Raw genomic sequence first — 24,344 nt, 5'->3', positions numbered from 1 at the left:
TCTGAATCAGAGGTATTGTCGGTTCATGCCAGCACCTTCCCCTGATGCCGAACCAGGCCTGCGCCCGGTCGAGCACGACGGTGTCGAGTCCGGGCAGATGTTTTCCCTGCTGTTCGGCGCGATGGGCCGCCTGCGCCGCCAGCTCGGCAGGATCGCCGGGCGGTCCTTCGACGGGCCCGAGCTGTCCGCCGCGCAGGCGGAATTCCTGCGCCTGGTGGGTCGCCAGCCCGGAGTGTCCGTGAAGGCCGCGGCGGCCGAACTGGGTTTGGCCGCCAATAGCGTGTCCACCTTTGTCACCGCCCTGGTCAAGGCGGGTCTGGTCGTACGTGAACCCGATCTGCTCGATCGGCGGATGATGCGCCTGTCGCTCACCGCCGATGCGCAGCAGCTCGCCGACAGCACCCGGCTGCGCAGGCAGCAGCTGGTCTCCTGGGCCGTCGATCAATTGACCGCCGATCAGCGCGCCGACCTGCGGCGGGGCCTGGATGTCATTGCCACACTGACCGATCTGCTCCACGAGCAGGAGCAGCGGGAGAAGGGCGAAACTCGATGATTTCACCGCCACCTGCCGTCGAATGCCGCGATCTCACCCATCGCTACGGCGCCAATACCGTGGTCGACAGCCTCACCCTGACCATCGACCGAGGCGAGATCTTCGGCCTGCTCGGGCCCAATGGCGCGGGTAAGTCCACCACGATCCGGCTCATCAATACGCTGATTCCGGTGCAGCACGGGTCAGTTCGAGTACTGGGGCTCGATGTCACCACACAGGCCACCGACGTGCGCTACAACCTCGGCTATGTGCCACAGCAACTTTCGATCGAGGCCGGACTCACCGCCCGGCAGAACGTGACCTGGTTCGCGCGACTGTTCGATGTGCCGCGCCGGGAACGGACGCAGCGGGTCGATGAGGCGCTCGAGGCGATGCATCTCATCGATGTCGCCGAACAGATGGCGGGCACCTTCTCCGGCGGCATGATTCGCCGTTTGGAGCTGGCGCAGGCGCTGGTGAACCGGCCCGCGATTCTGGTGCTCGACGAGCCGACGGTGGGCCTGGACCCGATCGCCCGCGACAGCGTGTGGGAGCGGGTCGCGGAAATGCGGCAGAGCTACGGCATGACGGTGCTGCTCACCACGCATTACATGGCCGAGGCCGATGAACTGTGCGACCGAGTTGCCCTGCTGCACAAGGGCGTACTGCGCGCCGTCGGCTCGCCGACCGACCTGAAGAACGAGATCGGCCCCGCCGCGACTCTCGAAGATGTGTTCCGGCACTACGCCGGCGAAAGTCTCGACGACGACAAGACGGAAGCGGGGATGCGCAGTGTCCGAACTACTCGCCGTTCAGCCCAACGGATGGGCTGAACCCACCCGAGCCCCCCAGGGCTGGGCCCGCGTTCCCGCGCTGACCTCGCGCGTCGGGACGTTCGCCCTGGTCGAAATTCAGAAGCTGCGGCACGATCAGACCGAAATCCTCACCCGGGCAGTGCAACCCGTGCTCTGGATGGTGATCTTCGGATCCACCTTCTCGCGCCTGCGGTCGATTCCGACCGGCAAGGTGCCGTATCTGGATTTCCTGGCGCCCGGCATCATCGCGCAGTCGGCGCTGTTCATTTCGATCTTCTACGGCATTCAGATCATCTGGGATCGCGATGCGGGCATCCTCAACAAGCTGCTGGTGACTCCGACGCCCAGGTCCGCGCTGATCGCCGGAAAGTGCTTTGCCGCGGGCGTGCGGGCCATTGCGCAAATCGTTGTGGTGGTTATCGTTTCGCTGCTCATGGGCGTGGGGATGACGATGAATCCGCTGAAGATCGCCGCGACCATTCCGGCGGTGTTCCTCGGCACGGCGTTCTTCGCGTGCCTGTCGATGACCATCGCCGGGATCGTGCAGGCCCGGGATCGGCTGATGGGCATCGGGCAGGCCATCACGATGCCACTGTTCTTCGCGTCCAATGCGCTCTATCCGATCGCGCTGATGCCCGGCTGGCTGCAGGTGATCAGTCGCATCAATCCGCTGAGTTATGAGGTCGACGCGCTGCGCGGGCTGCTCGTCGGTACTCCGGCCAACCTCTGGCTCGATTTCCTCGTGCTCACCGGTGCGGCTGTGCTCGGGGTCATTTCGGCCTCGTCGCTGCTCGGCCGATTGGTCCGATAGCTCCCCAGGACCGTAGCGCTCAGTCGGTCACCCAGCGGCCCAGCTGCGGCACCGCCTCACCCGGATGTTTGGCCTGGAAGCCGTCACCGATCGCCTGCATCTTCCAGTCGCCGCCGGACCGGTACAGCTTGGCCATGGCCAAGGCGGTGAAAGGCATACCGCCGGAGAGGGTGAAGCGGGCCAGCTCGGTGCCGGTGGTGCCGTCTACCAAGCGGCAGAAGGCATTTCGCACCTGTTCGAAGGTGTGCCCCTGGTAGGAGGTCACAATGAACAGCAGGGTGTCCACGCGCTGCGAGACTCGTGTGAGGTCGACCTGGATCACCTCGTCGTCGCCCTGGCCACCGCCGACCAGGTTGTCGCCCTGGTGCCGGATCGAGCTGTCCTTCGACGTCAGCTGACCGTAGTAGGCGACATCGACGAGATTGCGGCCCGCGAACATGGCGACCCAGGCGTCGAGATCGATATCGACGGCACGGCTGCCGAAGAAGCCCTTCTTGACCGGATCCCAGCCCAAACCCATTCGCACAGCGGTCAATGCGACGCCGCCGTCCTTGCGGAGGGTGACGCGCTGACCCTTCGCCAGGCTGACCGGACGGTCCTTGGAGAGGCTGACCTCGCCTGAGGAATGTGGGGCCGGTGGTGGGGGCGGCGCAACGGGCGGCAGTGGTGCGGGCGGCGCAGGCGGCGGCTGCGTGGGATACGGCGATGCGGCAGGCATGCTCGTGCGCGGCGCATCATCCACCGACACACCGTGATCGGTGACCAGCGCCGCGAATCCGCCCGCATATCCCTGCCCGACCGCACGCACTTTCCAGCTACCCTGACGGCGGTACAGCTCCACCGCGACAACAATCGATTCGGCGCTCAAATCGGCAATCCGGTACTCGTACAATCGATTTCCGGCCGCATCCGAGACGATCGCGGTCGGCGGCGCGATCTGACCGAAATTGCCGCCCGCGTTCTCGAGGGTGATCACCGCCCGAATCTGTGCGATCTCGGCAGGTACCTGTGCGAAGGACACCGCCACCGCGGGTGGTTGCCCGGCCTGTAAACGCACCCCCGGACCCGAAGGCTGGTTGTAGAACACGAAATCCGCGTCCGAACGCACCTTGCCCTGCTCGGTCACCAGCAGCGCGGATAACTCCGCCGGCGCCGCGACCTGCACGGAAACCACGACATCGGGAGCGGTCAGCGCCGCATTCTGCCCCTTCACCAGCGTCGCCACCACACGCACCCCTCAGCTCGGTTGATCTCCCCCGCCACTCTACGACCGCGTCCCGTCGCCGACATGCTTCCCAGGTATCGAGATTGCTTGCCAGATATCGCGATCGTCTGCGGTGCGAATTCAGCCGAGCGACGATCTCGAATCCAGCTTCCCCTGCCTGATCGCCATCGGCCTCGCCGCAGTCAGCCAGCGGAGGCCGGGTTCGCCTGCGCCACAAGCCGTTCGAAAGTATCGAGCACATCGACGTAGGCGCCCGGTACGTCGATGTGCATCACCGACTCCGGACCGCATTCGGTGAACGTGAAGGTGAAGAACGAACAGCAGCCGCTCTCCCGCGCAGCCAAATCTCGCGCGGCCGGTTCGGCACCACCCACCAGCACAAGCTCCAGCCCAGTCGGCGCCGTGCGCGTGGCCGCCTGAACCGACTCGGCAAAGAAGGCCGCAAACTCCGCCACCCGAAACGGCTGCTCCGCCGTAGGCAAGGTGCACGAGTCCGGCACCCAGCCCGCAGGTTCGATATCGATCCGCATGGATTCACCGTAATCCTGCATTGGGCGTAGAGAAACCCCGAAGACAAAGACGCCTGGACGAGAAGAAAGAAACGACCAAAGAACAATAACCCGAAAGAGGCTGGACGGTCCGCCGGTCTGAATATCCTTATATCACAACACAATTCGCCTTTCCAGGGTTCACCTGCGGCGGTAGAATAGAGGCATGAATCCGGGGGGAGAAACCACCATCGTATCGAGTGCACACGCACTCGATACCGCCGTGGAAAACCTCCTGGACACCTCCCTCACACCCTTGCTGGACGAGGAATTCATCGCCCTCATGCGCGAGGTCGAAACCAGCATGCGCAAACTCGAAGCCGTCAAGCACCGGTTCGTCACCGAAACCTGCACCCGCAGCCTGGCGGCCCGCGCCGGATCAGCATCCCCGATCAAATTCCTCGAACAAACCCTGCGATTGAGCCACGCCGACGCGGCCTCGCGGGTCAACGCCGCCAAACAACTGAGCCCGCAACCGGCGCTCGGAGGCGAGCTGGAACCGGAACTGGCCTATGTCGCCCAAGCCCAACGGGCCGGGGACATCTCCGTCGATCACGTGCGCCGGATCGCGCAGATCCTCAAGCGCATCCCCTGCGCCGCCGACCCCGGCCAGAAAGACCTCGCCCAAGACGTTTTGACCACCTACGCCCGCACCGGGAGCCCGGACAAGCTGGTCGACCTCGGGGAGGTCATCCTGGCGAACATCGACCCCGACGGCACCCTCACCCAGGACAAAGACCGCGAACGCATGCGCGGGCTCACCCTCGGGCGCAAACGCGCCGATGGGATGTCCCCGTTGATCGGGGAGATCACCGAGCCGTTGCGGGAAGTCCTGGAACCGTTGCTGGCCAAGTTCGCCCGCCCGGGCATGTGCAACCCGGCCGATGCGGACAGCCCGAAGGTCGCCGACCGTACCCTCGACCGCCAGAAACTGAAGGCCGCAGCCGAGCGCGATACCCGCAGTGCGGCGCAACGCAACCACGACGCCCTGTTGGCGGTGCTGCGTTTCCAGCTCGACCGCCCCAAGCTCGGCTCCCACCGCGGCCTGCCCGTGGAAGCGATCATCGTCATGCGCCTCGAGGACCTCGAGCGTGGTGCCGGGATCGCGACCACCGCGACCGGTGGCACCCTGACCATCCCGCAAGCCCTGGAACTGGCCGCCGGAACCCGACCGTTGCTGGTGGTGTTGAACAAGGCCGGACTGCCCCTGTATTTGGGGCGCGGGCGAGACCGATTGGCCACGCCCGCACAACGACTGGCGCTCATCGCCTCCGACAAGGGGTGCACCCGACCCGGGTGCAGCGCGCCCGCGAGCGTGTCGGCGGCCCATCACGTCACCGGGTGGGCCGAGGGCGGGCCCACCGATATCGACAACCTGACCTTGGCGTGCGATGGCTGCCACGCGATGATCCACGACGGGCCCGGTGGTTGGAAAACCATTGTCATGGGCGAGGATACGGATTTCCCGGGCCGGACCGGGTGGATCGCCCCACCCCACATCGACCCGACCGGCACCCCGCAGGTCAACCACTTGCACCACACCGGTGAGCTGATGGCCGGTGCCCTGAGCGAGATCCGGGCCCGGGAACGGTTGCAACGCGAGCGCCGCCGAGCATGGCTCGATGCCCGCAAAACCACCCCCACCCGCGAATAGCGGACCGCACCCCTTGTTGACACCGTCAGGTTGATCCTGGCGGTGCTACAAGCTGTTGCCCACCAAGTTTGCGCGGGCTCTTTCTCTTCGATCCCTTCTCTCCAGGCGCCCTTGGTCTTTCGGGTCTTCGTCTTTTCGCGTTTTATCTCTGAGACCGGACCACAACCAGTCTTCCGGCTGGTACCGCAGCTTCCCTCGTGACCGCGGAAGGTCAACCGGGTACCCCACCCGACGCCACCAGCACGGCCATCTCGGGCCCTGCCCGCACCCAGGGTGCCCAACACCGCCCCTCGACGGAAACAACCCAGGTGCACCGACTGTCTCGGCCTCGAAACCCGTTGTGCTGTGAGAGACCCGCTGTGTCGTCGCCGGTTGCCGACGGTCCTATGCTGAAACGGTCGGTGCACCTGGGTTGGTTGCGTCCCGGGCAGGGTTGATCGGATCGGGGTGCGGGCAAAGCCCGAGATGGCCGTGCTGGGCACGTTAGGAGGGGTACCCGGTTGACCTTCCGCGGTGAGGAGGGCTATCTGCGGTACCAGCGGGGTCGACCGGCTTTGGTGCCGTTCTCGAGAACAAGACACGAAAAGACAAGGGCTCGGTTCGGGCTCAGTCTCCCCCATCAGTGGGACATGGTGTCTGGGCGCAATCGGGGTTCTCCCGGAGTCGCGGGCGGCGTCCGTTCGGTAGCTTCGGAATGGTGCAGTCGCCACAGACAACTCGGGCCTTGGGCAGATCCGGACAATCGGGATATCGATGTGAGATGCGGGCGGCCGCGGTGGGTGGCCGGGTCTAGATGCGCGGGGGTCGGGTTGCGGGGGTGGTGCTCGCCGGGTGGTTGTGTGTGGTTGGGGTTGTCGGCGGGGCGGTGGCGCGGGCTGATGGTGGGGTGGCGGGGAGCGATGTGATGGTGGCTCAGTCGCTGGGGGATCGGGAGTTGACGGTTGTGGTGCGGCGGGCTGAGCCGGTGCCTGGGCCGTTGCGGGTGGACGTTGTTACCCATGCCGGTTCTGCAGCGGGGACTCTCGCGCTGAGTGTCACGCCCTCGGATCGGGGTGGGGACGGGTCGGCGGGGACCGTGGCGCTGGGAGATCGGGCGGGGGTGTATTCGGCGACGCTGCGGGTGGATCATGCGGGGCCGTGGGAGTTGGCGGTCAAGGATGGCGATCAGGTGGCGCGGATTCCGTTTCTGGTGGCGGCTACGGTGGTGACGCCGTGGGAGCGGGCGGCTTATGGCGGGTTCTTCGGAGCCGGTGTGCTGCTGCTCGTTTCGATCGGCACGGCGATGGTGTCCAAGCGCGGGTGGCCGACGCTGGTGCCCGCGGGGGCGATGATCGCGGCGCTGGCGGTCGGTATTACGGGGGCGACGCTGTCGGCGAGCGCACCGCTGCCACGGCCGGCGGGGAGTCTGCTCGATCCCACCTCGGATACGATCGGCGATCCTTTTCCGGAGCGGCAGTTGCCGATGACGACGAATTACTCACGGCCGCCGGTGAATCTGACGCTCACCACACGCGGTGCGGCGGAGACGAGTCATCCCACCGAGTTGATGCTATCGCTCACCGATGCCGCCACCGGGCGGCCCGTGGACGATCTACTGGTCAACGATGACGCCCTGCTGCACCTGATGATCGTCGGCCCGAACGGCACCTTCTGGCATCGGCATCCGATCCGGACCGCACCCGGCGAGTACCGGATTCGCTTGACCCTCAACCAGTCCGGCGACTACGGGATCGCGGCGGAGATCGCGCGCCGTGGTGGCGGGGTACAGCTGTTGCGGTCCACGCTGCATGTCTCGGGCGAATCCGGTGCGGTCCCCGCCCCCGATCCCGCGGGTGCCCAGCTGGTCCCCACGGCATTGGTCACGGGCGAACCCGGCACGCTCACTACGCATTTCGGCGGCGCCGCGGATCTGCAACCCTGGCTCGGCATGGTCGGTCATCTCATTGCCGTCGGGCCGCTGCCCGATCATGTGCCCACCGGCGCGGCCGCCGCGGCCGCACCGATCTGGGCGCACGCGCACGCCATGGCGCCGATGCTCGGCCCTGGCGCGCAGTTGCCGGACGAGACCGTTGCCGCTTACGGCCCGGATGTGTCGTTCACCTTCACTTTCCCACTGCCCGGCCGGTATCTGGTCTGGGCTCAGGCCGAGCGCGGGTACGCCCTGATGACCGTGCCCGCCACCGTCGATGTCCGGGCGAAGGAGTCGCAATGACCACCCGCAGGGGTTTGCTGTTTATCGCCGCCGCGGTGATCGTGGCGCTGGTGACGTGGTGGGTGTGGCCGAGCGATTCGGCACCGGCCCAGCGTATGACCGCCGGGCCCTACCGTGTCGAGTTGACCGTCGGCGACGGCTCGGCGCACACCGGCGATATTTCGGCCGAGCTGGAGATCACCGATCAGCAGGGCAAACCCGCTGCACCGGACCGGGTTTCGGTGGAGCCCGCCATGCCGCAGATGGGGCATGCGGTGCCGCCCGCCACCGCCACCACCGTGACACCCGGCCACTACCGCGCCGTCGTGAATCTGCCCATGCCGGGGCAGTGGGAGATCGCGGTGAATCTGTCCGGCCCGCAGGGCAGCGGGCGCGCAACCTTTTCCGTTCGAGCCAACTGACCCGCACCCGTCCGAGCCAACTGACCTGAATCAGGAGCAGCACATGGACCTCACCGCATCGGGGCGAGGGATCACCACCTCGGTGGCCTCCCCCGCCACCTCCCCACGCCCGTGGCTACCCGCGTCGATCCTGCTCGCCGCCACCATGACCTGGGCGGTCGGCGCCACCTGGGATATCCAGTGGCACAGCGACGTCGGCCCGGACACCTTCTTCACCCTGCCGCATCTGTTCATCTACGCCAGCGCCGCCATGTCCGGATTCACCAGTCTCGCAGTGATTCTCGCGACAACAGCCGCGGGGCGCGCGGGCCGCACCGTGGACGCGGCGCTCGGCGGGCCGGGTATCGGCGTCTTCGGCCGGACCTTCACCGCACCGCTCGGCTACCTGGTGACCAGCCTGGGCGCGGCGTCCTTCCTGCTGTACGGACTGTGGGATCTGTGGTGGCACAGTCTCTACGGCTTCGACGCCATCATCGATTCACCGCCGCACATCGGACTCTTCCTGTCCAGCACCGTCACCTCGGTGGGCACCGTCATCGTCTTCGCCGCCGCGCGCGAACAGCGCTGGGGACAGCTCGGCGCGCTCGTCTGCCTCGGCAATCTGCTGATCTCCAGCACCATCACCGCGCTGGCCGTGCAGCGACTCAGCGGCGGCACCATTCGATGGACCGTCGTGGTGACCGCGTTCATGGCACTGATCCTGCTGATCACCGGCGGCTCGCTCCGCAAGGGTGGCGCGACGATCACGGCCCTGGTGGCAGCCGCCATGCAGGGCGTGTTCTGGTGGTTCGCGCCGTGGGCCGCGCGCGCCTACGCGGATTTCGTGGGACTGCCTATGCGCGAACATATTCGGGGTATTCCGGCGACTCCGGCCCTGATTCCGCTGTGCCTGATTCCGGTCGGCATCGTCGTCGATCTGCTGCTGCGCCGGACCGGGCACACCGTCCGGCTGCTTCCGGCGCTGGCGGGTGCGATCGGCGGCGCCATCGTCGCGCTGTGCGCACCGTGGCAGAACATCCTCATCTACGGCGGTTCGCTGCCCGTGACCGCGACCATTATCGGCACCACCGTTTTCGGCGCGATCTTCGGCGGCCTCGCCGGATTCCTCGGCTGGCGTTTCGGCGACATGCTGCGCCTCGCCGCCCCGACCACCGGAGCCCGCGCATGATCGCCCGCCTGCTGTCCGCCGCCGCAACACTTCTCGCCGTCCTCGGACTGCTGGCCACCGCCACAGGCACCGCTGCCGCCTATCAACCGGTCGATATCGTGCACACCGAGCACGTCCAGGCTGGTCCGTACAGCCTCACCATCGGGTTCAGCCAATGGCCGCTGCGCGCAATGCAATCGCTGGATTTCACCTTCGATCCAGAGGGCGGCATCGCGGATAAGTCCGGCACCCTGACCACGATCCGGCCGAACGGGCAGGTCAGCAAATCCCAGCCGCTCTCCCGCCATCCGCGGAAGCACGAGGTCTGGGGACTGGATGTCAGATCGCTTGATCAGCAGGGCAATTGGACGTTCCGGTTCACGATCGACGGGCCGCAGGGTCAGGGCGTCGGCGAACTCCGCGATCTCAACGTCCTGCAGCAGCCCGGTCCGCCGCTGTCCGTCAGCTGGGCCGTGAGTTCGCTACCGCTGCTGGGCCTGATCGCCTTCCTCGCCTATGCCTGGCGGCGCACCCGCCGGACCGCACCCGACGAGCGTGAGCTGGTCGGTCAACACTGAACGCGGTTGGCCGGCAGCTTGATTCAGGATCCGGTCATACCGATTTGTACCCCGGGTGCACACCCGGAGTGAGGCCCTGATCGGCGACGATGCGACCGAGCAGTTCAGCGAGTTGCCGATGCTCATCGTCGGTCAGGGAACGGCACAGCTGCGCCTCGTTTTTGATGGCGACCGCACCGAGCTCGCCCAGCGTCGCCTGACCTTTCGGCGTCAGGAACAGCGCGTGCAGACGCCTGTCGTCCGGATTGCGTTTGCGTTCGATCAGGCCGCGCTCCTCGAGCTTGTCCGCGAACTGCACGAAGCGGCTGGGCGGCATGCCCAGATCATCGGCGAGCTCGCGCTGACTGCGGCCGGGCCGGAAGACGAGCGCGCGCAGCAGGCCCGCCTGGGCCGGCGTCAGGTCCAATGCCGCGGTGCCCGCGGCGAATCTATCGGCGGCATGTGCCCCGACCTGGGCCAGCAGGAATCCGACCGCCCGGGGTGTGCGGTGCCCGCCCGATTCGTCTTTCGTATCCACGAAGCAATGGTAGCAGCGCGAATACGATTGACCGTTGACAATCGTTACAGATTGTAATCATTATTGAGGAAGTACGGTTCACCCGAGCTTGAGGATCTCCGCCATGAGCACCACAACCGCCGCTCGCACCAGCACCAATCGCATCAACCCCGCAGTTCTCGCCCCCGTCCTCGCCTTCGCCGGATTCACCATCGCGTACGTGGCCACCAATGCCGGCGTCCCGCATCCCGATGCCAGCGGCGCGGATGTGCTCGCCTACACCACCTCGCACACCGATCTGATCAATGCCGGAGCGGTGCTGATGTTGCTGTCGGCCACCCCGCTGGCCATCGCCGGCGCACTGCTGCAGCGCACGCTGCGCGCCCCGGCCATTGCCGTCGTCGGCGCCGGGCTCGCCGCCGCCGCACTCACCCTCAGTGCACTATTCGCCTGGGCCGGTGGACATCTGGCAGGCAGCAGCACACCGGAATTGGCCCGCACGATCGCCGATATGGGTTACCTCACCGGCGGGCCCGCCTATTCCGCCGGTTTCGGACTGCTGATCATCGGGATTTCGATTCCGGCACTGCTGAATCGAGCGCTGCCGCCGGTGCTGGTGTGGATCGGCTTCGCCATCGCCGCGGCCGCCGCACTGTCCACGCTGGCGCTCATCGCCTCGGGGTTCGGCTATCTGCTGCCGGTCGTCCGGTTCGGCGGTCTCCTCTGGCTGATCGCCACCGGCGTAGTGCTGTCCCGTCGCTGAATTCACCGCTTTCCCTTTATCACCCATCGAAAGGCTCGATCCCATGTCCATCAGCAGCTACTCCGACCTCTCCGGCAAGATCGCGGTAATCACCGGCGGCTCACGCGGTATCGGCGCGCAGACCGCCCGCATGCTGGCCGCGCAGGGTGTGCGGGTCTGCATTGTCGGCCGCGATGAGAAGGCACTCGACGAGGTCGTCGCGCAGATCACCGAGGCCGGTGGCACCGCACTGGCAGCCGTCGCCGATGTCACCGATGCGACTGCGCTGGAACAGGTTCGGGATCTCGTGGAGAGCCGGCTCGGCCGGGTCCAGATTCTGGCCGCCTTCGCCGGCGGTGTTGGCGAGCCCGTGCCGACCCCGAATCTGACCGAACAGCGCTGGCATCAGGCACTGGACGCGAATCTGAGCTCGGCCTTCCTCACCATCCAGGCCTTCCTGCCCGGCATGATCGCCCAGGGCGGCGGCAGCATCATCACCATGTCCTCGACCGCGGGCCGCCAGCCCAGCCAGGCGAATCTGGCCTACGGGGTCGCCAAGGCCGGAGTGATCATGCTGACCCGGCACCTCGCTACCGAACTCGGCCCCCAGGGCATTCGGGTCAATGCCCTGGCCCCGTCCTCGATCCGCACCGAGAAGGTGGACGCGCATATGCCCGAGGCCGTGCAGCAGCAGGTCACGGCGGCCCACCCGCTGCGCCGCCTCGGCCTGACCACCGATGTCGGCGAGGCCGCGCTGTTCCTGGCCTCCGACGCCTCGTCCTATCTCTCCGGCATCACCATCGATGTGGCGGGCGGGCGGATCACGAACTGACGTACGCGCCAGGCGCATTCATCACCACGCGGCTGCCGGCCCCGGGTCCCGCGACCCGGGGCCGTCGCCATGCGGCGCTGCCGCTGTCTGCGATCGTCGTCATACTCGGACCCGACCCGGCCACCGACCCGTGTGGCTTCGACCGAAAGGGGTACGGGGTTCGTGACCCGCTATCACCGCATCGCCGCCCAGGATCTGGGACGCCTCGCCGCCCTCAGCGACGGAATATTCGCTGTCGCAATGACTTTGCTGGTCCTGGATCTGCACGTTCCGGCCGCGGAGACCTGGCACGAGCGATTGCTGTGGTCGAGCGGAGCGGTGTCCGACGAGGAGCAGGTGTGGCATGCCCTGACCCACACCGGACCGCAGTTCGTCATCTGCCTACTGGGGTTCCTCACCCTGGGCATGTTCTGGATCGGCCAGCAGACCCAGCTGAACCTGCTGACCCGCGCCGACCGATCGTTGGCGTGGATCCACATCATGTTCCTGTTCGGTATCTGCCTGGTGCCCTTCGCGACCGCACTGCTGGCCGCGTTTCCGCAGTCCCGCCTGGCGCTACTGGTCTACTGGGTGGACCTGCTCTACCTCGGGCTGGTGCAGCTCGGAAGCCTGCGATACGCCCGCCGGGCGGAACTCTTCGCCGACACCACCACCCCGGAAGACGTGTCGGCTATTCGACGTCGCATCGGCATCGTGCAGGTGCTGTATGCCGCGAGCGTGGCGCTGTGCCCCGTCAGTACCTATCTGAGCATCGGCGTGATCATCGCGCTGCAGGTGAATTCGGCTGTCTCCCCGCCCATTCGGCCCTTGAACAAATTCTGAGGCGGCGATCGCATCGCGCACCGAGCCGAACGTTGCGAAATGGGAGCTGCCCTCGACGGATAGTGAGTTGCGTTACAGGACAACGCCATTCGCTCACTTCGAAAACATCAGGTTCACCATTCAGTAACACGTTCTAGTTATGGTGGGCAGCGTGATCCTACGACGTGATCGTCCCGGCCTATCCGAGTTGCCGCGCGATCCGCGCGCCGACCAATATCCGATGCCCAGCGTGCCCGACGGCTGGTACGCGGTCCTGCGCAGCGCACATCTGCGCCGCGGCAAAGTTGTCAGCCTGCACTACTTCGGCCGTGCGCTCGTCGCCTTCCGCGGCCGCGACGGCGAAGTCGCCGTCCGTGATGCGCACTGCCCGCACTACGGCGCCCACCTGGGAGCCGGCGGCAAGGTGGTGGACGGCAAGCTCGAATGCCCGTTCCACGGCTGGCAATTCGATACCGACGGCTCCTGCGCCTCCGCGCCGTTCGCCGCCCGCGCACCCCGCGTCGCGCTGGGCGGGTTCCCGGTGCGCGAACACAGCGGGCTGATCTTCGTCTACACCGGGTCGGAGGAACCGACCTGGGAGGTCCCGATCGTCCCGGAAGCCACGGCCCCCGACTACGCCCGCCCGATCGACGACGTGCTGCAGGCCCGCATCCACGTGCAGGAGATGCGGGAGAACATCGTCGACGAATCCCACTTCCACCACATTCACGGCCAGAGCGAACCGCCCGTGCAGGACCTGCATCCGGACGGGCCGTTCGCCGAGATCCACAGCCGGTTCCGCAAATCGGTGCTCGGGTACTGGCTCGACAACAGCTTCGATGTCTTCATGTACGGCCCGGGCGTCATGGTGGTGCGGACCAGCGGACTGCTCATCACCATGACCGCGATCGCGCTCACCACGCCGATCGACGACACCACCAGCGAACTGCGGATGCTGTACTACATCCAGCGACCGGCCCGGGTGCCGTTCGCCACTCCCCTGCTCAAACTGGCCTTCCGCATGGTGGCCCTCGGGGAGGTGCGGGAGGAACTCGACATCTGGGATCACAAGATCCACCGGGCCCGCCCGGTACTGCTGCCGCACGAGAAGGGCATCAAGGCGCTGCGGCGCTGGTATGCCCAGTTCTATTCCCCCGAATCGCCGCAGGGTATCTCGAATACGCTGCCGCAGAACGAATCCCGAGAGCTGGAGACCACCGGCTAGATCACCGGTGAGAATGCACGGCCCGCGAGTTCGGCTCGCGGGCCGTTCGCAGTTTCAGGACGGAATTCCGGCGGGCCGACGGCCGATGATCGAAAAGCGTTTCCATCGTAATAACAGTCTTATAACGACTCCTACTTAATACTCGGTAGTTGGGTGGGCAGTCTGCATGCTCTGTGGGCGTGAAAGGAATCCCATGGCCCACACACTGACCCGCACACTGGCAGCGCTGGCTGCCGCCACCTGCCTCGCGACTACCGCGGCGGCGACCGCGACAGCCGTGCCGAGCGAACAGGCCACCGGAACCATCGAGTCCGGCTACAGCGCGCCCGGACCGTGGCAGGTGACCGCCCAGCACGCCTTCGCGTGTTGCGACACCACCGGCGCGGCCTACGACGTGTGGTACCCAACCGATCTGGGCGCCAAGGGTTTCCGGCATCCGATCATCACCTGGGGTGACGGCACCCTTGCACTGCCGCACCAGTACACGTATCTGCTGCAGCACCTGGCGTCGTGGGGATTCGTCGTGATCGCGCCCGAGAACGAGGCCACCGGAACCGGCGCCGACATCACGGCCGCCGCGAACTACCTGGTGCAGCAGAACTCGACGCCCGCGAGCATCTTCTTCCAGAAGCTGAACCCCGGCGAGATCGGGGCCGTCGGCCATTCGCAGGGCGCTGTCGGCGCGCTGAACGCCATGATCAACTCCGGTGGCGCGATCAAGACCGCCGTCCCGATCGAACTGCCCATCCAGCTGTCCTGCCTGCCCGGCATCTGCGCCGACACCCGCCGCATCGGGGCGGGCTCGGTGTTCTTCGTAAACGGCGCGCAGGACAGCGTCATCTCACCCTCGACCCAGGCGCAGCCGTGGCAGACGAGCGGATTGCAGTCCGATCAGGCCTATTACGAGGCGACTCCGGAGACGGTGGCCAAGGCGTGGGCCACGGTGAACGACGCCAACCACAATGATGTGCAGGGACAACCCGACTGCGCCGCGGCGAGCTTCCCCTGTGTGCGCGGGGTGTACAGCTATCTGGGCTACCCGACGGCCTGGCTGCTGGACCAGCTGACCGGAGATGCCCGGGCGCACAGCGTCTTCGTCTCGGGCACCGGCGAACTCTTCGACCAGAATGCGAGCTGGAGCAATCCGATCAGCAATATCACCTCCTGAGCAGCGTGCGGGATCGCTGCGCGGCCCACACCGGACGCACCTCGCCGAGCATCCCGATAGGCTCGTGCGGTGAGGCAGCGACAGCGTGGCGGGCGGGCCGCCCAGGCGGAAGACCGGCGGGAGACCATCCTGCGGGCCGCGATGGAGGTCATCGCCGAACGTGGCTACCGCGGCGCATCACTGGCCGCGGTGGCCGAACGCGTCGGCCTCACCCAGCCCGGCCTGCTGCACTACTTCCCCAGCAAGGAACTGCTGCTGATCGGCGTCCTCGAAGCCCGCGACCGCTGGGATATCACCGCCTTCCCCGCCAAGTCCGAAAGCTCCTGGCGGATAGCCGATGTCGAGCAACTGGTGGACTACAACGCCATGCGCCGCGGCCTCGTGCAGACCTTCTCCGCTCTCGCCGGCGAGAGCGTCACCGACGACCACCCCGCGCGGGAGTTCTTCAAGGAACGCTATACAGACGCCCGCGCTGCACTGGCGGACGTCCTGCGCAATGAATTCGGCGAGCGACTCCCCGGCGGCCTGACGCCGGAACAGGCTGCGCCACTCCTGGTCGCGGTCATGGACGGCCTGCAGACCCAGTGGCTACTGGATCCCGACGCCGTGGATATGGCCACCGTATTCCGGGACTTCACGCCGCTGCTGGGCGTACGGACCGGGAACGAATCCGAACGCGAAACCGCCTGAGCCACAGCGGAGGTCGCCCGATCGGCCGATTTCAGCCGCGGCCGAGCAGGGGGACTGCCGTGATGACGTTCAGGCGGAAGGTGTCTGCAAAGGCGGCGAGGCGCTGTGCCACGGCCCTGCCGATTCCGGTACCGCCGCCGCTGACCACCGCACGTCGTGTCATCGCTGCTCCCCTGGGGATCCGAGTTCCGCGATCAGATTACCGCGCAGCAGCTTTCGCGCCCGATCCAGCTCCAGTGATCCGCTGAGCCAGCGCATGCTCAGGCCTTCGATCGCGGCGGTGAGTCGTTCGGCTGCCTCGCCCGAGTCCACCTCCGGCGGCACACTGCCGTGCTGCTGCGCAGTGCGGATGAGTTCGTCGATGTAGTCCGTCCACCGCGCGGTGGCCGCCCGCAATTGCTCGCGGAGTTCGGGCTGGAAAATGGCGGAGGCACGCAATTCGCCCCAGGCCGTGCTGTTCTCGACGATCATCGGGGTGTCCTGCAGCTCCCGCAGCAGGGTCTGCTCGAGATGCCCGCGCGGATCGGCCTCGGGGTCGGCGTCCACCTCGGTGTACTGCTCGGCTCGGGTGCTGATGAACTCCAGCGTGCTCGACACCACGCCCGCGCGATCGCGGAAGTGGTAGTAGATCAGCGCGGTCGATACACCGGCCTCCTGCGCGAGCTCCTCGACCCGCAGCCCGCGAATGCCACGCTGGGCGACAACCCGGACAGCGGCCTCCAGAATGTCGGTACGACGGGACATTCGCTCACTTCCCACGGTGTTCAGGGTTCGACGGCAGTCCACCCTAGCGCAGAGTTCTGACCGATTGTTCAGTCAGCGGATCCGTCGCCGAGCCCTGGTGCCGCGCGGCGATCAGGCGCGGCGGTCGACAGCCGCCCAGGCCGCGAGTGCGACGACACTGGAGACGACCGCCACCGACGGCCAGGCGCCGATCTTCTTCGCCAGCGGATGCGAGGCGCCCATGGCGCCGATCGACAGCCCGGTCAGGGCGGCAGCGCCACCGGTGCCGATCGTCTTGCGCCACTGCGGGAATGCCGCCGCCGTGCCCGCCGCGAACACCGCACCGCCCAGCTGCCGCTGCTTGGTGGCCTGCGCGAGCGCGAAGCCGCCGGTGAGGCCACCGGCCGCGAGCAGCGATGTCGGTACAGCGGAAATTCGAGCCATGTCACTACCTCCGAAAGACAGTAATTCGAACGAACACCCTCGACGGTAACCGGAGGTAAAACCACCGGTTGAGCCGGGAGGCCGCACCGGACGTTCGAGTGCGGCCGGTCGGCCGGTAACATCACACGCTCGCCATCGGGCGAGGAATCGGAGGCGATGGCGCGGTGAGCGGGCCGAACGAGCGAACCCTCGGTGACCCGGTGCGCGGCACGCGGCCCGCGAATCGGCGGCAAATGATCTTGCGGGCGGCGGCGGACCTCTTCTACGAGAGCGGCTATGCCAAGGTCGGCATGGGCGATGTCGCGGAGGCGGTGTCCATCGGCCCGTCGGCGCTGTACCGGCACTTTCGCGGGAAGCAGGATCTGCTCGTCACCGTCGTCGACGAGGCGCTGGAAACCATGCAGTCGGTGCTGCGCACCGCGACCGCCGCGGACCTGCCCACGATCATCGCGGTCGCAACCCTGCAGCACCGCAGGGTCGGAGTGCTGGTGCGGCGCGAATCGCGGCAGCTGCCGGAGGACGATCGCACCTCGATCAGGCTGTCCACCAAGCGAATCGGCGCGCGCTTCGCCGAACTGATCACCGAGCGCCGGCCCGGCCTCGCCCCCGCCGAAGCCGATCTACTGGCGTGGTCCGCACTGGCGACCGCGAACAGCTTTTCGTTCCACAGTCTTTCACTGCCCGAGCCCGCATTCATCGCGCTGATCGAAGAGCTCATCACCGCCGTCGTCGATGCGCCGATCGTGCTGCCGACCACACCCGCCGACCGCACCGTACATGCCGGACTGACCCGGCAGTCCCGCCGCGAGGCCATCCTCGCCGAGGCCACCCGGCTCTTCGCCAGGAACGGATTCGCGGGCGTGAGCATGGAGGAAATCGGCGCCGGCGTGGGCATTTCGGGCCCGAGCGTCTACAACCACTTCCCGGCCAAATCCGACATCCTGACGGCCGCGGTATTCCGCGGCGACGAGTGGCTGCAGATGGAGATGAACCGCGCGTTCGCGCGGGCGGCCGATCCCCGCGACGGCATGCTGCGCCTGCTGCACAGCTACGGCGGGTTCGCCTTCGAGAATCCCGATCTGATCCAGCTGCTCATCTCCGAATCCATGCACCTGCCCGAATCCGAAAGGCATCGAGCCAGGTCCACGCAGCATGCCTATATCGCGGAGTGGGTGCATCTGCTCATCCAGGTGCATCCGGGTCTGGACGCGGTCACCGCGCGCATTCGGGTGCAGGCGGCGCAGACGGTGATGAACGACATCGCGGTCATGCCCCACCTGCAGGCCCAGCCGGGTATCGATACGGCGCTGCTCGAACTGGGCGCACGGCTGCTGGGGCTCGCGGGCGACGAACCGGGCAATGCGCCGGGAGCTCAGGCGAATCGGGATCAGACCACTTCGGCGGGCATGCGGAGCTGATCGACCGCCGCACGGGCGGCCCGGCTCATGGCCAGATCGACATCGATCCGCCGCGCACCCGGCTCCTCGGTGCGGGCGAATACCGCGACCGCATAGCGACCGCCGTCCGGGTACTCGACCACCCCGGCCTCCATATGCAGTCCGGGGAGCGTGCCGGTCTTGGAGGCCACCCGCACCTCATCCGGGAATCCGGCGGCCAGGCGGGTCCAGAACACTTGCCGCCGAAGCAGATCGCGAGTGGCAGCGCAGGCCGCGGGCACACCGGCCTCGTCCCGCCAGATCCGGGCGAGCAGATCGGTGATCTCACGCGGGGTGCTCGAGGTGGTGTGGTCCGGCCGGAAGACGCGCATGGTCGACACCTGCGCCCGGGTGAGCGTGGGATAGATCCGGGCGAATTCACCTCCGTCGGCCGCGCCCACATCGGCGAGCATGGATTCCAGCAATTCGCGCGGCCCGCCGATCACGCGGGTGCGATCCAGGCCGAGTTCGGCGGCCAGCAGGGCGGGCGTATCCGTGCCGATCCGGCGCAGGAGGAGGTCCGCGGCGGTATTGTCGCTCACCGACATTGCGAAGAACGCCAGGTCACGCAGTGATATCTCGATATCGTCCTGACAGCCCGCGGTACCCCAGCCGCCCAGCCGATCGTCGGCGCGCACCAGCACCCGCTCGGTCGGATCCAGCTGCCCGGCCACGCACTGCCGGCAGAATTCGAGTGCCACCAGGATTTTGAAGATCGAGGCGATCACCACCTGTTCACCGGCGTCCACCGCGATCTCGCGACCGCTGTCGATATCGACGGCATGCAGCCACCCCCGGACCGGAATCGCCGCGAAGGTTTCTCGAATTCGTTCCGCTGCCGCCACCCGATCACGGTAGCCGCAGGCGCGCCTGATCCCGGATGCCCTATCGTTGCCGGGTGGATTTGGCCCGGCACCTGCGCTACTTCCTGGTCGTCGCCGACGAGCTGCATTTCGGCCGGGCCGCCGAGCTGCTCGGGATGGCGCAGCCGCCGCTCAGCCAGTCGATTAAGCGGCTCGAACGTGAGCTCGGGGCGCCACTGTTCGACCGTTCGCACCGGCGGGTGGAGCTCACCGTCGCGGGCAGCCTGCTGATCGACGAAGCGCGGCGCATGCTCGCCGCCGAGGAACGATTGCGCGCTGTCATGCGCAAGGCGCGTGAGGGCGATCTCGGGACGCTGCGCGCCGGGGTGCCGCCGGATCTCGCCGCGCCCGTGCTGCATGCGCTACTGAGTCGAATCGACGCCGAAATACCCGGGCTCACAGTGGATCTACTGGAATTGACCACAGCGGAACAGCTTCGAATGCTCGATACCTCGAGCCTGGATGTGGGGATGGTGGACCATCCGATCGGCCGGCCCGACCTGCAGCACGGCAGCGGCGTCGAACAGCCGCTGGGCGTCGTACTGCCGCGCACCGCACCGCTCGCGCGGTCGGCCGAGGTCGAGCTCGCCGACCTCACCGGGCACGATCTGGTGCTCTTCCCTCGCGAAACCGCACCCGACTGGCACGATCTGCTGCTGGAACGCTGCCGTGAGCACGGTTTTGTGCCCGCTCGCATTCGGCACGCGCGGAATCCGGAATTTCTGCTCGGCCTGGTGCTGGCCGGGCACGGAGTGGCTCTCGATCAGGAGTCGACCGCACGCCGTGAGCCCAGAGTGGCATGGCGGCCGCTCGCGGGCCGCCCACTGCGCCGTCGCCTGTCCATGGTGTGGCCGAGTACCGGCACCCATCCGGCGGCTGCTCGATTCGCCGAACTCGCCACCCGGGTGGTCGCCGGGGATAGCGCGCGCACCCCACTGGCCGCGCCGGGTGCGGCAGCTCCGTGGTCCGTCGTCTACACGCCGCACCTACGGAACTGATCACCACCGGTGATTCACTGCCGGCTGAACAGCCCCCGGCTGGTAGATCCCGACACCGGGTTCGAGCACGAACAACGCTGCGCGACAGGCACATCGCCGAGTACTTCCTCGACGTGCTCGCCACAGCCCTGGAAGGAGGGCTTACCGCAGCTCTGGCAGACGATCCGCTGACACACGCGATCTCCTATGACATTCGTTGGTGATTAATACCTAGACGGGGTATTGCCCGGAGGAGGGTATCAACGGCGCATGTCAGCGCTGTCACCCGTCACCGAGAAGTGCACGGATATCCCCGTCCCTGACTACCAGGGTAGCCTCCGCCCGCGCGGCGGCGGACAGCGCCCGACCGTCGGCGCGGCGCGGGCGCCTCCACCCCCGGGCGGAGGGCGGGTGGGAATGGGACTCGCCGCCTCGGCCTCCGGGTGGTTCCGAGGGCGTATTCCCCTGGTGCACCGTGGGATACATGATGCGGATCGGGACCGGTGTTCGGGTGGTGGCGGCACTCACCGGTGTGCTGCTGGTGACTGCGGGATGTTCGGCCACGGACGGGGGCGGCGCACCCACACTGGCCTGGGGATCGTGCCCACCGCCCGCCGCCGGTACGACCACCGCTCCGGTCGTGGTGGACCCCGGTCAGCAGTGCGCGAAAATAACTGTGCCGGTGGACTATTCCCACCCCGGCGCAGACACGTTGCAGCTGACCGTTTCACGCCTGCAGACCAGCACACCGGGCGAGCATCTCGGGGATCTGATCATCGGCCAGGGCGGGCCCGGTGAACCCGGGCTGGACCTGCCCAGCGAGGCGCTCACCACGCTGCCGGCGGCTGTGCGCGATCACTTCGATCTGTACGGCCTGGACTATCGCGGAATGGCCGGCAGCTCCCCGATTCGGTGCGGTATCGACGAATCCGATCGGCAGGCGCTGGTGGGTGTGCCGTATCCGGCGCCGGACGGGGACATCACCGCGGACATCGCCCGCGCGCATCGCATCGCCGATGCCTGCCTGCAGCACGGCGGGACGGTACTGCCGCACGTCACCACCGCGAATATCGCGCGCGATATCGACCGGTTCCGGACCGCGCTCGGTGATGACAAGATCTCGTACACCGGAGTCTCGTACGGCACCTATGTCGGCGCGGTCTACGTCAGCCTGTTCCCGGATCACGCCGATCGAGTGCTGCTCAATAGCGTGGACCCGCCGGGCGGCGTGCGCGACGGTATCGAAAACAAGGGACTCGCAGTCGATCAGGCCTTCCCCTGGTTCGCACGGTGGGCGGCCGAGCGGGACGGCGACTATCACCTCGGCAGTACCGCGGACGAGGTCCGCAGCACGACCCTGGCGACGAGCAGTGCATTGAACACGACACCGCTGACGGTCGGTGACCACACTCTCACCGGTAATGCGCTGCTGCTGGGCGTGCAGTCGCTTCTCGAACAGCCCCGGTACTTTCCATTGATGGCCGGATTGATCAGCGGTGCGGCCACGCGGAATCTGCCGGCGGCGGCGCTGTCCGGACTGCCTGTGGCGCGGGTGTTCCCGGACAATTTCGTGAGCAGTCAGGATGCGGTGCTCTGCGGTGATACCGCCTGGCCCGCCGATCCGGCGCAGTACGCCGCCGCGGTGACCGGCAATCTGCGGCGCTATCCCCTCACCGGCGGATCCCCAGTGGATATCTGGCCGTGCGCATTCTGGTCGAAGCCGCTCGAACCGGCGGTCACGATCAGTTCGACCGGTCCGGCAAAGGTATTGCTGGTCAACAACACCGGCGACCCGTCCACCGCCTATGCCGGAGCACAGGCCATGCGCGCCGCCCTCGGGTCACGGTCGGCCTTGATCACCGTCGAGGGCGTCGGTCACGGGGTGCCCATCACGGGTGACTGTGTGGGGCGCACAGTCGAGAACTACTTTCTCAGCGGTGCGCTGCCGCCCGACACGCACTGCGGCTGATGCGGTCACCTGGCCGCTACGGCGGCCAGGAATTCCTCGAGCACCGCGGTGACGGCGGCGGGCTGTTCGAGAGTGCTTGTGTGGCCGCAGTCTTCGATAATGTGCAGCCGGGCATCCGGAATGCGGTCGGCGATCTGGCGGGCGCGCAGCGGTGGAGTCGCCCGGTCGTCGGCGCCGACCACCACCAGGGTGGGATGGGCGATGGCCGAGAGCTCGTGTTCCACCGATGTGCGATCGGCCACGGCGAGCACGGCTTTGCCGATGGCCGCACGATCATGGCGGCGCAGGCGGGCGGACCAGTCCCGGATGATCGGCCCGCTCTGCGGCGCACTGCGGAAGACCGAGCCGAACATGTGCGGTTCGACCTGGCCCTGGATCGCCCGGAATCCGACCAGGCGCAAGGCGATGGCGAGGCGCTTGTACTCACCGATCTTGGCCGGATCTTCTTGACCCGCACTGGTATCCAGCAGGATCAGGGAGCGCAGCAGTTCGGGGTGGCGGGCGGCCAGACGCTGGCCGACGAAGCCGCCCATGGACAGGCCCACCCAGTGCACCGGGGCGACCGCGAGCAGACCGATCAGGCCCGCGGCATCCGCAGTGAGGGTATCCATATCGTAATCGCCTGCGGTGGGCGGTGTTTCGCCCTGACCGCGCCAGTCGATGGTGATGCACCGGTACCGGCCGCGCAGCACCTGGATCTGCGGTTCGAACATCCAGCCGCCGAACAGCAGCCCGTGCCCGAAGACCAGGGTCTGGGCATCCGGATGTCCGGGCGGAATCCCGGTGTCGGAGTATGCGATCGGGACGCCGTCGAGATGGGCGATCGGCATGGGCAGACTCCTCGGCTATACCGTGACTATCAGTTGCGCGGGACCGCGCACATTGATGCGGCCGTTCCACCGCACTTCCTCGACAAGCGCCTGGGGGAAGCGCCGCACGAAGGCGGCGAAGGTGGCACTGCCCTCCAGCCGGACCAGTGCCGCACCCAGGCAGTGGTGGGCGCCGGCGCCGAACGAGCCGTGCTGCGCGGCATTGGGCCGGTTGATACGGAGTTCGTCCGCATCCGCGCCCCAGAATTCGGCATCCCGATTCGCGGCGGCAATACAGGCGAGCACCCAGCTGCCGGAGGGGATTTCGATATCGCCGACGATCAGCGGCTCGACCGTGATGCGGCGCATGAGGTGGACCGGGGAGTCGTAGCGCAGCAGCTCGTCCACCGCGTTCACCGCGAGGGCGGGCTCGGAGCGCAGCAGCGCGGCCTGCCCGGGATGGTTGAGCAGGGCGAGCAGGCCACCGGACAGGTGGTTGACGGTCGTCTCGTGCCCGGCCACGTACAGCAGCATGACCTGGGCGATCAGCTCGTCCTCGGTCAGTGCGTCACCGTCGTGCTCGGCGCTGATCAGCGCGGTCAGCAGGTCGTCGCCGGGGTGCGTGCGCTTCCACTGGACGAACTCGCCGATCATGGCACGCAATTCTTCGCTGGCGGCCCGGATGCGCGTCTGCAGGCCGGGATCGGCGAGCGGTTCGAGTGAGAGCACCATGAGCGCGGTCAGTTCGCGCACCCGGGTGCTCTCCACCACCGGAATGCCGAGCATCTCCGAGATGATCGCGAAGGGCAGCGGGAAGGCCAGTTCGGCAACGATATCGGCGCTGCCCGCCTCCGCAATGCGGTCCAGCGCGGCCTCCACGTAGGCCACGATGCTCGGCTGCCGGTCCGCCACCGCGCGGCGGGTGAACGCCTGGGCCATCAGGCGGCGCAGGCGGGTGTGATCGGGCGGATCCTGATCGAGGATGGATTGTCCCCGCATGATCCGGTTCGCCTTGCCGAGGGTGGCGCTGTCGCTCTTCCACGCGGGCAGCCGGGTCAGATTGGCCTCGTCGACCGAATGCGAAGAACGCTGTAGCGCAGCCACATCCGCATGCCTGGACAGGATCCAGAAGCCGAGTGGATGCTCGTGCACCGGAGCTTCGGCGCGCAGCCGGGCATAGTCCGGATAGGGGTCCTCCGCGAAACCCGGTGCGAACAGGTCGAAGGCGAAGGGCGCGGCGCTCACG

General features: G+C 67.2%; 26 protein-coding genes. 17 read left to right on the top strand and 9 right to left on the bottom strand.

The genetic code is table 11. The features are described 5' to 3' along the window. Nucleotides 1–25 precede the first annotated feature (25 nt). Genes ABZX86_RS22130 through ABZX86_RS22120 form a run of 3 tightly spaced genes read left to right on the top strand, consistent with a single transcriptional unit; the run spans nucleotide 26 to nucleotide 2,158 of the window. On the top strand, nucleotides 26–553 hold the full coding sequence (locus ABZX86_RS22130; RefSeq protein WP_355126215.1) for a MarR family transcriptional regulator: 528 nt from the start codon (nucleotides 26–28) through the stop codon (nucleotides 551–553). Beyond that, nucleotides 550–1,365, top strand: a complete 816-nt coding sequence (locus tag ABZX86_RS22125; RefSeq protein ID WP_355126213.1) for an ATP-binding cassette domain-containing protein — start codon at nucleotides 550–552, stop codon at nucleotides 1,363–1,365. Before ABZX86_RS22130 ends, ABZX86_RS22125 begins: the two co-directional genes overlap by 4 nt. Nucleotides 1,366–1,405: 40 nt before the next feature. Further along, nucleotides 1,406–2,158, top strand: coding sequence for an ABC transporter permease (locus ABZX86_RS22120; RefSeq protein WP_355126849.1), 753 nt, complete (start codon nucleotides 1,406–1,408; stop codon nucleotides 2,156–2,158). A gap of 19 nt (nucleotides 2,159–2,177) precedes the next feature. On the opposite strand, the gene ABZX86_RS22115 is transcribed toward ABZX86_RS22120, so the two are convergent. Both ABZX86_RS22115 and ABZX86_RS22110 read right to left on the bottom strand, forming a co-directional pair. After that, nucleotides 2,178–3,386, bottom strand: a complete 1,209-nt coding sequence (locus ABZX86_RS22115; protein WP_355126212.1) for a TerD family protein — start codon at nucleotides 3,384–3,386, stop codon at nucleotides 2,178–2,180. 179 nt (nucleotides 3,387–3,565) lie between these two features. Next, a complete protein-coding gene (locus ABZX86_RS22110; protein WP_355126210.1) occupies nucleotides 3,566–3,913 on the bottom strand; it encodes a hypothetical protein in 348 nt (115 codons plus the stop codon). Nucleotides 3,914–4,097: 184 nt separating this feature from the next. Between ABZX86_RS22110 and ABZX86_RS22105 the strand changes: the two genes are divergently transcribed. From ABZX86_RS22105 to ABZX86_RS22085, 5 genes are all read left to right on the top strand, one after another. After that, nucleotides 4,098–5,585 (top strand): DUF222 domain-containing protein, encoded by a 1,488-nt coding sequence (locus ABZX86_RS22105; protein ID WP_355126208.1) that lies wholly within the window; start codon nucleotides 4,098–4,100, stop codon nucleotides 5,583–5,585. Between the two features lie 904 nt (nucleotides 5,586–6,489). After that, complete coding sequence (locus ABZX86_RS22100) at nucleotides 6,490–7,797, top strand: hypothetical protein (protein WP_355126206.1); 1,308 nt, start codon at nucleotides 6,490–6,492, stop codon at nucleotides 7,795–7,797. Then, nucleotides 7,794–8,198, top strand: coding sequence for a FixH family protein (locus ABZX86_RS22095; protein ID WP_355126204.1), 405 nt, complete (start codon nucleotides 7,794–7,796; stop codon nucleotides 8,196–8,198). Before ABZX86_RS22100 ends, ABZX86_RS22095 begins: the two co-directional genes overlap by 4 nt. A 43-nt stretch (nucleotides 8,199–8,241) precedes the next feature. Then, nucleotides 8,242–9,366, top strand: coding sequence for a hypothetical protein (locus tag ABZX86_RS22090; protein WP_355126203.1), 1,125 nt, complete (start codon nucleotides 8,242–8,244; stop codon nucleotides 9,364–9,366). Continuing rightward, nucleotides 9,363–9,923: a hypothetical protein gene (locus ABZX86_RS22085; protein ID WP_355126201.1), complete on the top strand. Its 561-nt coding sequence runs from the start codon at nucleotides 9,363–9,365 to the stop codon at nucleotides 9,921–9,923. Before ABZX86_RS22090 ends, ABZX86_RS22085 begins: the two co-directional genes overlap by 4 nt. Before the next feature lie 34 nt (nucleotides 9,924–9,957). On the opposite strand, the gene ABZX86_RS22080 is transcribed toward ABZX86_RS22085, so the two are convergent. Then, nucleotides 9,958–10,440 (bottom strand): MarR family transcriptional regulator, encoded by a 483-nt coding sequence (locus ABZX86_RS22080; protein ID WP_355126199.1) that lies wholly within the window; start codon nucleotides 10,438–10,440, stop codon nucleotides 9,958–9,960. Between the two features lie 103 nt (nucleotides 10,441–10,543). Here ABZX86_RS22080 and ABZX86_RS22075 point away from each other — a divergent pair, with 103 nt between their 5' ends. The 6 genes from ABZX86_RS22075 (at nucleotide 10,544) to ABZX86_RS22050 (ending at nucleotide 15,877) form a co-directional block, all read left to right on the top strand. Then, the gene (locus ABZX86_RS22075; protein ID WP_355126197.1) at nucleotides 10,544–11,182 is read left to right on the top strand and encodes a DUF4386 domain-containing protein; all 639 of its coding nucleotides are present in this window, start codon (nucleotides 10,544–10,546) and stop codon (nucleotides 11,180–11,182) included. A 43-nt stretch (nucleotides 11,183–11,225) separates the two neighbouring features. Further along, the gene (locus tag ABZX86_RS22070) at nucleotides 11,226–11,993 is read left to right on the top strand and encodes an SDR family NAD(P)-dependent oxidoreductase (protein ID WP_355126195.1); all 768 of its coding nucleotides are present in this window, start codon (nucleotides 11,226–11,228) and stop codon (nucleotides 11,991–11,993) included. A 162-nt stretch (nucleotides 11,994–12,155) separates the two neighbouring features. Next, complete coding sequence (locus tag ABZX86_RS22065; protein ID WP_355126193.1) at nucleotides 12,156–12,815, top strand: TMEM175 family protein; 660 nt, start codon at nucleotides 12,156–12,158, stop codon at nucleotides 12,813–12,815. 151 nt (nucleotides 12,816–12,966) lie between these two features. Continuing rightward, nucleotides 12,967–14,019: a Rieske 2Fe-2S domain-containing protein gene (locus ABZX86_RS22060; RefSeq protein ID WP_355126191.1), complete on the top strand. Its 1,053-nt coding sequence runs from the start codon at nucleotides 12,967–12,969 to the stop codon at nucleotides 14,017–14,019. A 193-nt stretch (nucleotides 14,020–14,212) separates the two neighbouring features. Next, nucleotides 14,213–15,187, top strand: a complete 975-nt coding sequence (locus ABZX86_RS22055; protein WP_355126189.1) for a hypothetical protein — start codon at nucleotides 14,213–14,215, stop codon at nucleotides 15,185–15,187. Nucleotides 15,188–15,256: 69 nt separating this feature from the next. After that, nucleotides 15,257–15,877, top strand: a complete 621-nt coding sequence (locus tag ABZX86_RS22050; protein ID WP_355126187.1) for a TetR/AcrR family transcriptional regulator — start codon at nucleotides 15,257–15,259, stop codon at nucleotides 15,875–15,877. Nucleotides 15,878–15,908: 31 nt separating this feature from the next. Here ABZX86_RS22050 and ABZX86_RS22045 read toward each other — a convergent pair whose 3' ends face one another. The 3 genes from ABZX86_RS22045 to ABZX86_RS22035 form a co-directional block, all read right to left on the bottom strand. Continuing rightward, the gene (locus tag ABZX86_RS22045) at nucleotides 15,909–16,040 is read right to left on the bottom strand and encodes a hypothetical protein (protein WP_355126185.1); all 132 of its coding nucleotides are present in this window, start codon (nucleotides 16,038–16,040) and stop codon (nucleotides 15,909–15,911) included. Next, complete coding sequence (locus ABZX86_RS22040; protein WP_355126183.1) at nucleotides 16,037–16,621, bottom strand: TetR/AcrR family transcriptional regulator; 585 nt, start codon at nucleotides 16,619–16,621, stop codon at nucleotides 16,037–16,039. The genes ABZX86_RS22045 and ABZX86_RS22040 overlap by 4 nt, the downstream gene beginning before the upstream one ends. Before the next feature lie 111 nt (nucleotides 16,622–16,732). Continuing rightward, nucleotides 16,733–17,044 carry a hypothetical protein gene (locus tag ABZX86_RS22035; RefSeq protein WP_355126181.1) on the bottom strand — a complete coding sequence of 104 codons (312 nt, stop codon included), beginning with the start codon at nucleotides 17,042–17,044 and terminating at the stop codon, nucleotides 16,733–16,735. 164 nt (nucleotides 17,045–17,208) lie between these two features. Here ABZX86_RS22035 and ABZX86_RS22030 point away from each other — a divergent pair, with 164 nt between their 5' ends. Continuing rightward, a complete protein-coding gene (locus ABZX86_RS22030) occupies nucleotides 17,209–18,462 on the top strand; it encodes a TetR/AcrR family transcriptional regulator (RefSeq protein ID WP_355126179.1) in 1,254 nt (417 codons plus the stop codon). Here the strand turns inward: ABZX86_RS22030 and ABZX86_RS22025 are convergent. Next, nucleotides 18,432–19,325 (bottom strand): serine hydrolase, encoded by an 894-nt coding sequence (locus ABZX86_RS22025; protein WP_355126177.1) that lies wholly within the window; start codon nucleotides 19,323–19,325, stop codon nucleotides 18,432–18,434. The genes ABZX86_RS22030 and ABZX86_RS22025 overlap by 31 nt on opposite strands. Before the next feature lie 53 nt (nucleotides 19,326–19,378). On the opposite strand from ABZX86_RS22025, the gene ABZX86_RS22020 reads away from it, so the two are divergent. Together ABZX86_RS22020 and ABZX86_RS22015 are read left to right on the top strand one after the other, a co-directional pair. Next, entirely contained in the window at nucleotides 19,379–20,341 is a 963-nt protein-coding gene (locus ABZX86_RS22020) for a LysR substrate-binding domain-containing protein (protein WP_355126175.1), read from the top strand. Nucleotides 20,342–20,804: 463 nt separating this feature from the next. Next, complete coding sequence (locus ABZX86_RS22015; RefSeq protein WP_355126173.1) at nucleotides 20,805–22,289, top strand: alpha/beta hydrolase; 1,485 nt, start codon at nucleotides 20,805–20,807, stop codon at nucleotides 22,287–22,289. Between the two features lie 5 nt (nucleotides 22,290–22,294). On the opposite strand, the gene ABZX86_RS22010 is transcribed toward ABZX86_RS22015, so the two are convergent. Together ABZX86_RS22010 and ABZX86_RS22005 are read right to left on the bottom strand one after the other, a co-directional pair. Continuing rightward, a complete protein-coding gene (locus tag ABZX86_RS22010; RefSeq protein WP_355126171.1) occupies nucleotides 22,295–23,119 on the bottom strand; it encodes an alpha/beta fold hydrolase in 825 nt (274 codons plus the stop codon). Between the two features lie 15 nt (nucleotides 23,120–23,134). Beyond that, nucleotides 23,135–24,343: a cytochrome P450 gene (locus ABZX86_RS22005; RefSeq protein ID WP_355126169.1), complete on the bottom strand. Its 1,209-nt coding sequence runs from the start codon at nucleotides 24,341–24,343 to the stop codon at nucleotides 23,135–23,137. Between the last annotated feature and the right edge of the window lies 1 nt (nucleotide 24,344).

Origin of the sequence: Nocardia sp. NPDC006630 (assembly GCF_040611495.1) — a bacterium.
Lineage (GTDB): Bacteria > Actinomycetota > Actinomycetes > Mycobacteriales > Mycobacteriaceae > Nocardia.
Note: the sequence above shows the minus strand (reverse complement) of the source record. Positions and strands in the feature narration are given on the sequence as shown.

What these genes read in the sequence shown, in the direction of transcription:
- ABZX86_RS22130 (WP_355126215.1), top strand. Translation starts at nt 26, where the DNA reads ATGCCAGCACCTTCCCCTGATGCCGAACCAGGCCTGCGCCCGGTCGAG.
- ABZX86_RS22125 (WP_355126213.1), top strand. Translation starts at nt 550, where the DNA reads ATGATTTCACCGCCACCTGCCGTCGAATGCCGCGATCTCACCCATCGC.
- ABZX86_RS22110 (WP_355126210.1), bottom strand. Translation starts at nt 3,913, where the DNA reads ATGCGGATCGATATCGAACCTGCGGGCTGGGTGCCGGACTCGTGCACC.
- ABZX86_RS22105 (WP_355126208.1), top strand. Translation starts at nt 4,098, where the DNA reads ATGAATCCGGGGGGAGAAACCACCATCGTATCGAGTGCACACGCACTC.
- ABZX86_RS22100 (WP_355126206.1), top strand. Translation starts at nt 6,490, where the DNA reads ATGGTGGCTCAGTCGCTGGGGGATCGGGAGTTGACGGTTGTGGTGCGG.
- ABZX86_RS22095 (WP_355126204.1), top strand. Translation starts at nt 7,794, where the DNA reads ATGACCACCCGCAGGGGTTTGCTGTTTATCGCCGCCGCGGTGATCGTG.
- ABZX86_RS22090 (WP_355126203.1), top strand. Translation starts at nt 8,242, where the DNA reads ATGGACCTCACCGCATCGGGGCGAGGGATCACCACCTCGGTGGCCTCC.
- ABZX86_RS22085 (WP_355126201.1), top strand. Translation starts at nt 9,363, where the DNA reads ATGATCGCCCGCCTGCTGTCCGCCGCCGCAACACTTCTCGCCGTCCTC.
- ABZX86_RS22075 (WP_355126197.1), top strand. Translation starts at nt 10,544, where the DNA reads ATGAGCACCACAACCGCCGCTCGCACCAGCACCAATCGCATCAACCCC.
- ABZX86_RS22070 (WP_355126195.1), top strand. Translation starts at nt 11,226, where the DNA reads ATGTCCATCAGCAGCTACTCCGACCTCTCCGGCAAGATCGCGGTAATC.
- ABZX86_RS22055 (WP_355126189.1), top strand. Translation starts at nt 14,213, where the DNA reads ATGGCCCACACACTGACCCGCACACTGGCAGCGCTGGCTGCCGCCACC.
- ABZX86_RS22045 (WP_355126185.1), bottom strand. Translation starts at nt 16,040, where the DNA reads ATGACACGACGTGCGGTGGTCAGCGGCGGCGGTACCGGAATCGGCAGG.
- ABZX86_RS22040 (WP_355126183.1), bottom strand. Translation starts at nt 16,621, where the DNA reads ATGTCCCGTCGTACCGACATTCTGGAGGCCGCTGTCCGGGTTGTCGCC.
- ABZX86_RS22035 (WP_355126181.1), bottom strand. Translation starts at nt 17,044, where the DNA reads ATGGCTCGAATTTCCGCTGTACCGACATCGCTGCTCGCGGCCGGTGGC.
- ABZX86_RS22015 (WP_355126173.1), top strand. Translation starts at nt 20,805, where the DNA reads ATGATGCGGATCGGGACCGGTGTTCGGGTGGTGGCGGCACTCACCGGT.
- ABZX86_RS22010 (WP_355126171.1), bottom strand. Translation starts at nt 23,119, where the DNA reads ATGCCGATCGCCCATCTCGACGGCGTCCCGATCGCATACTCCGACACC.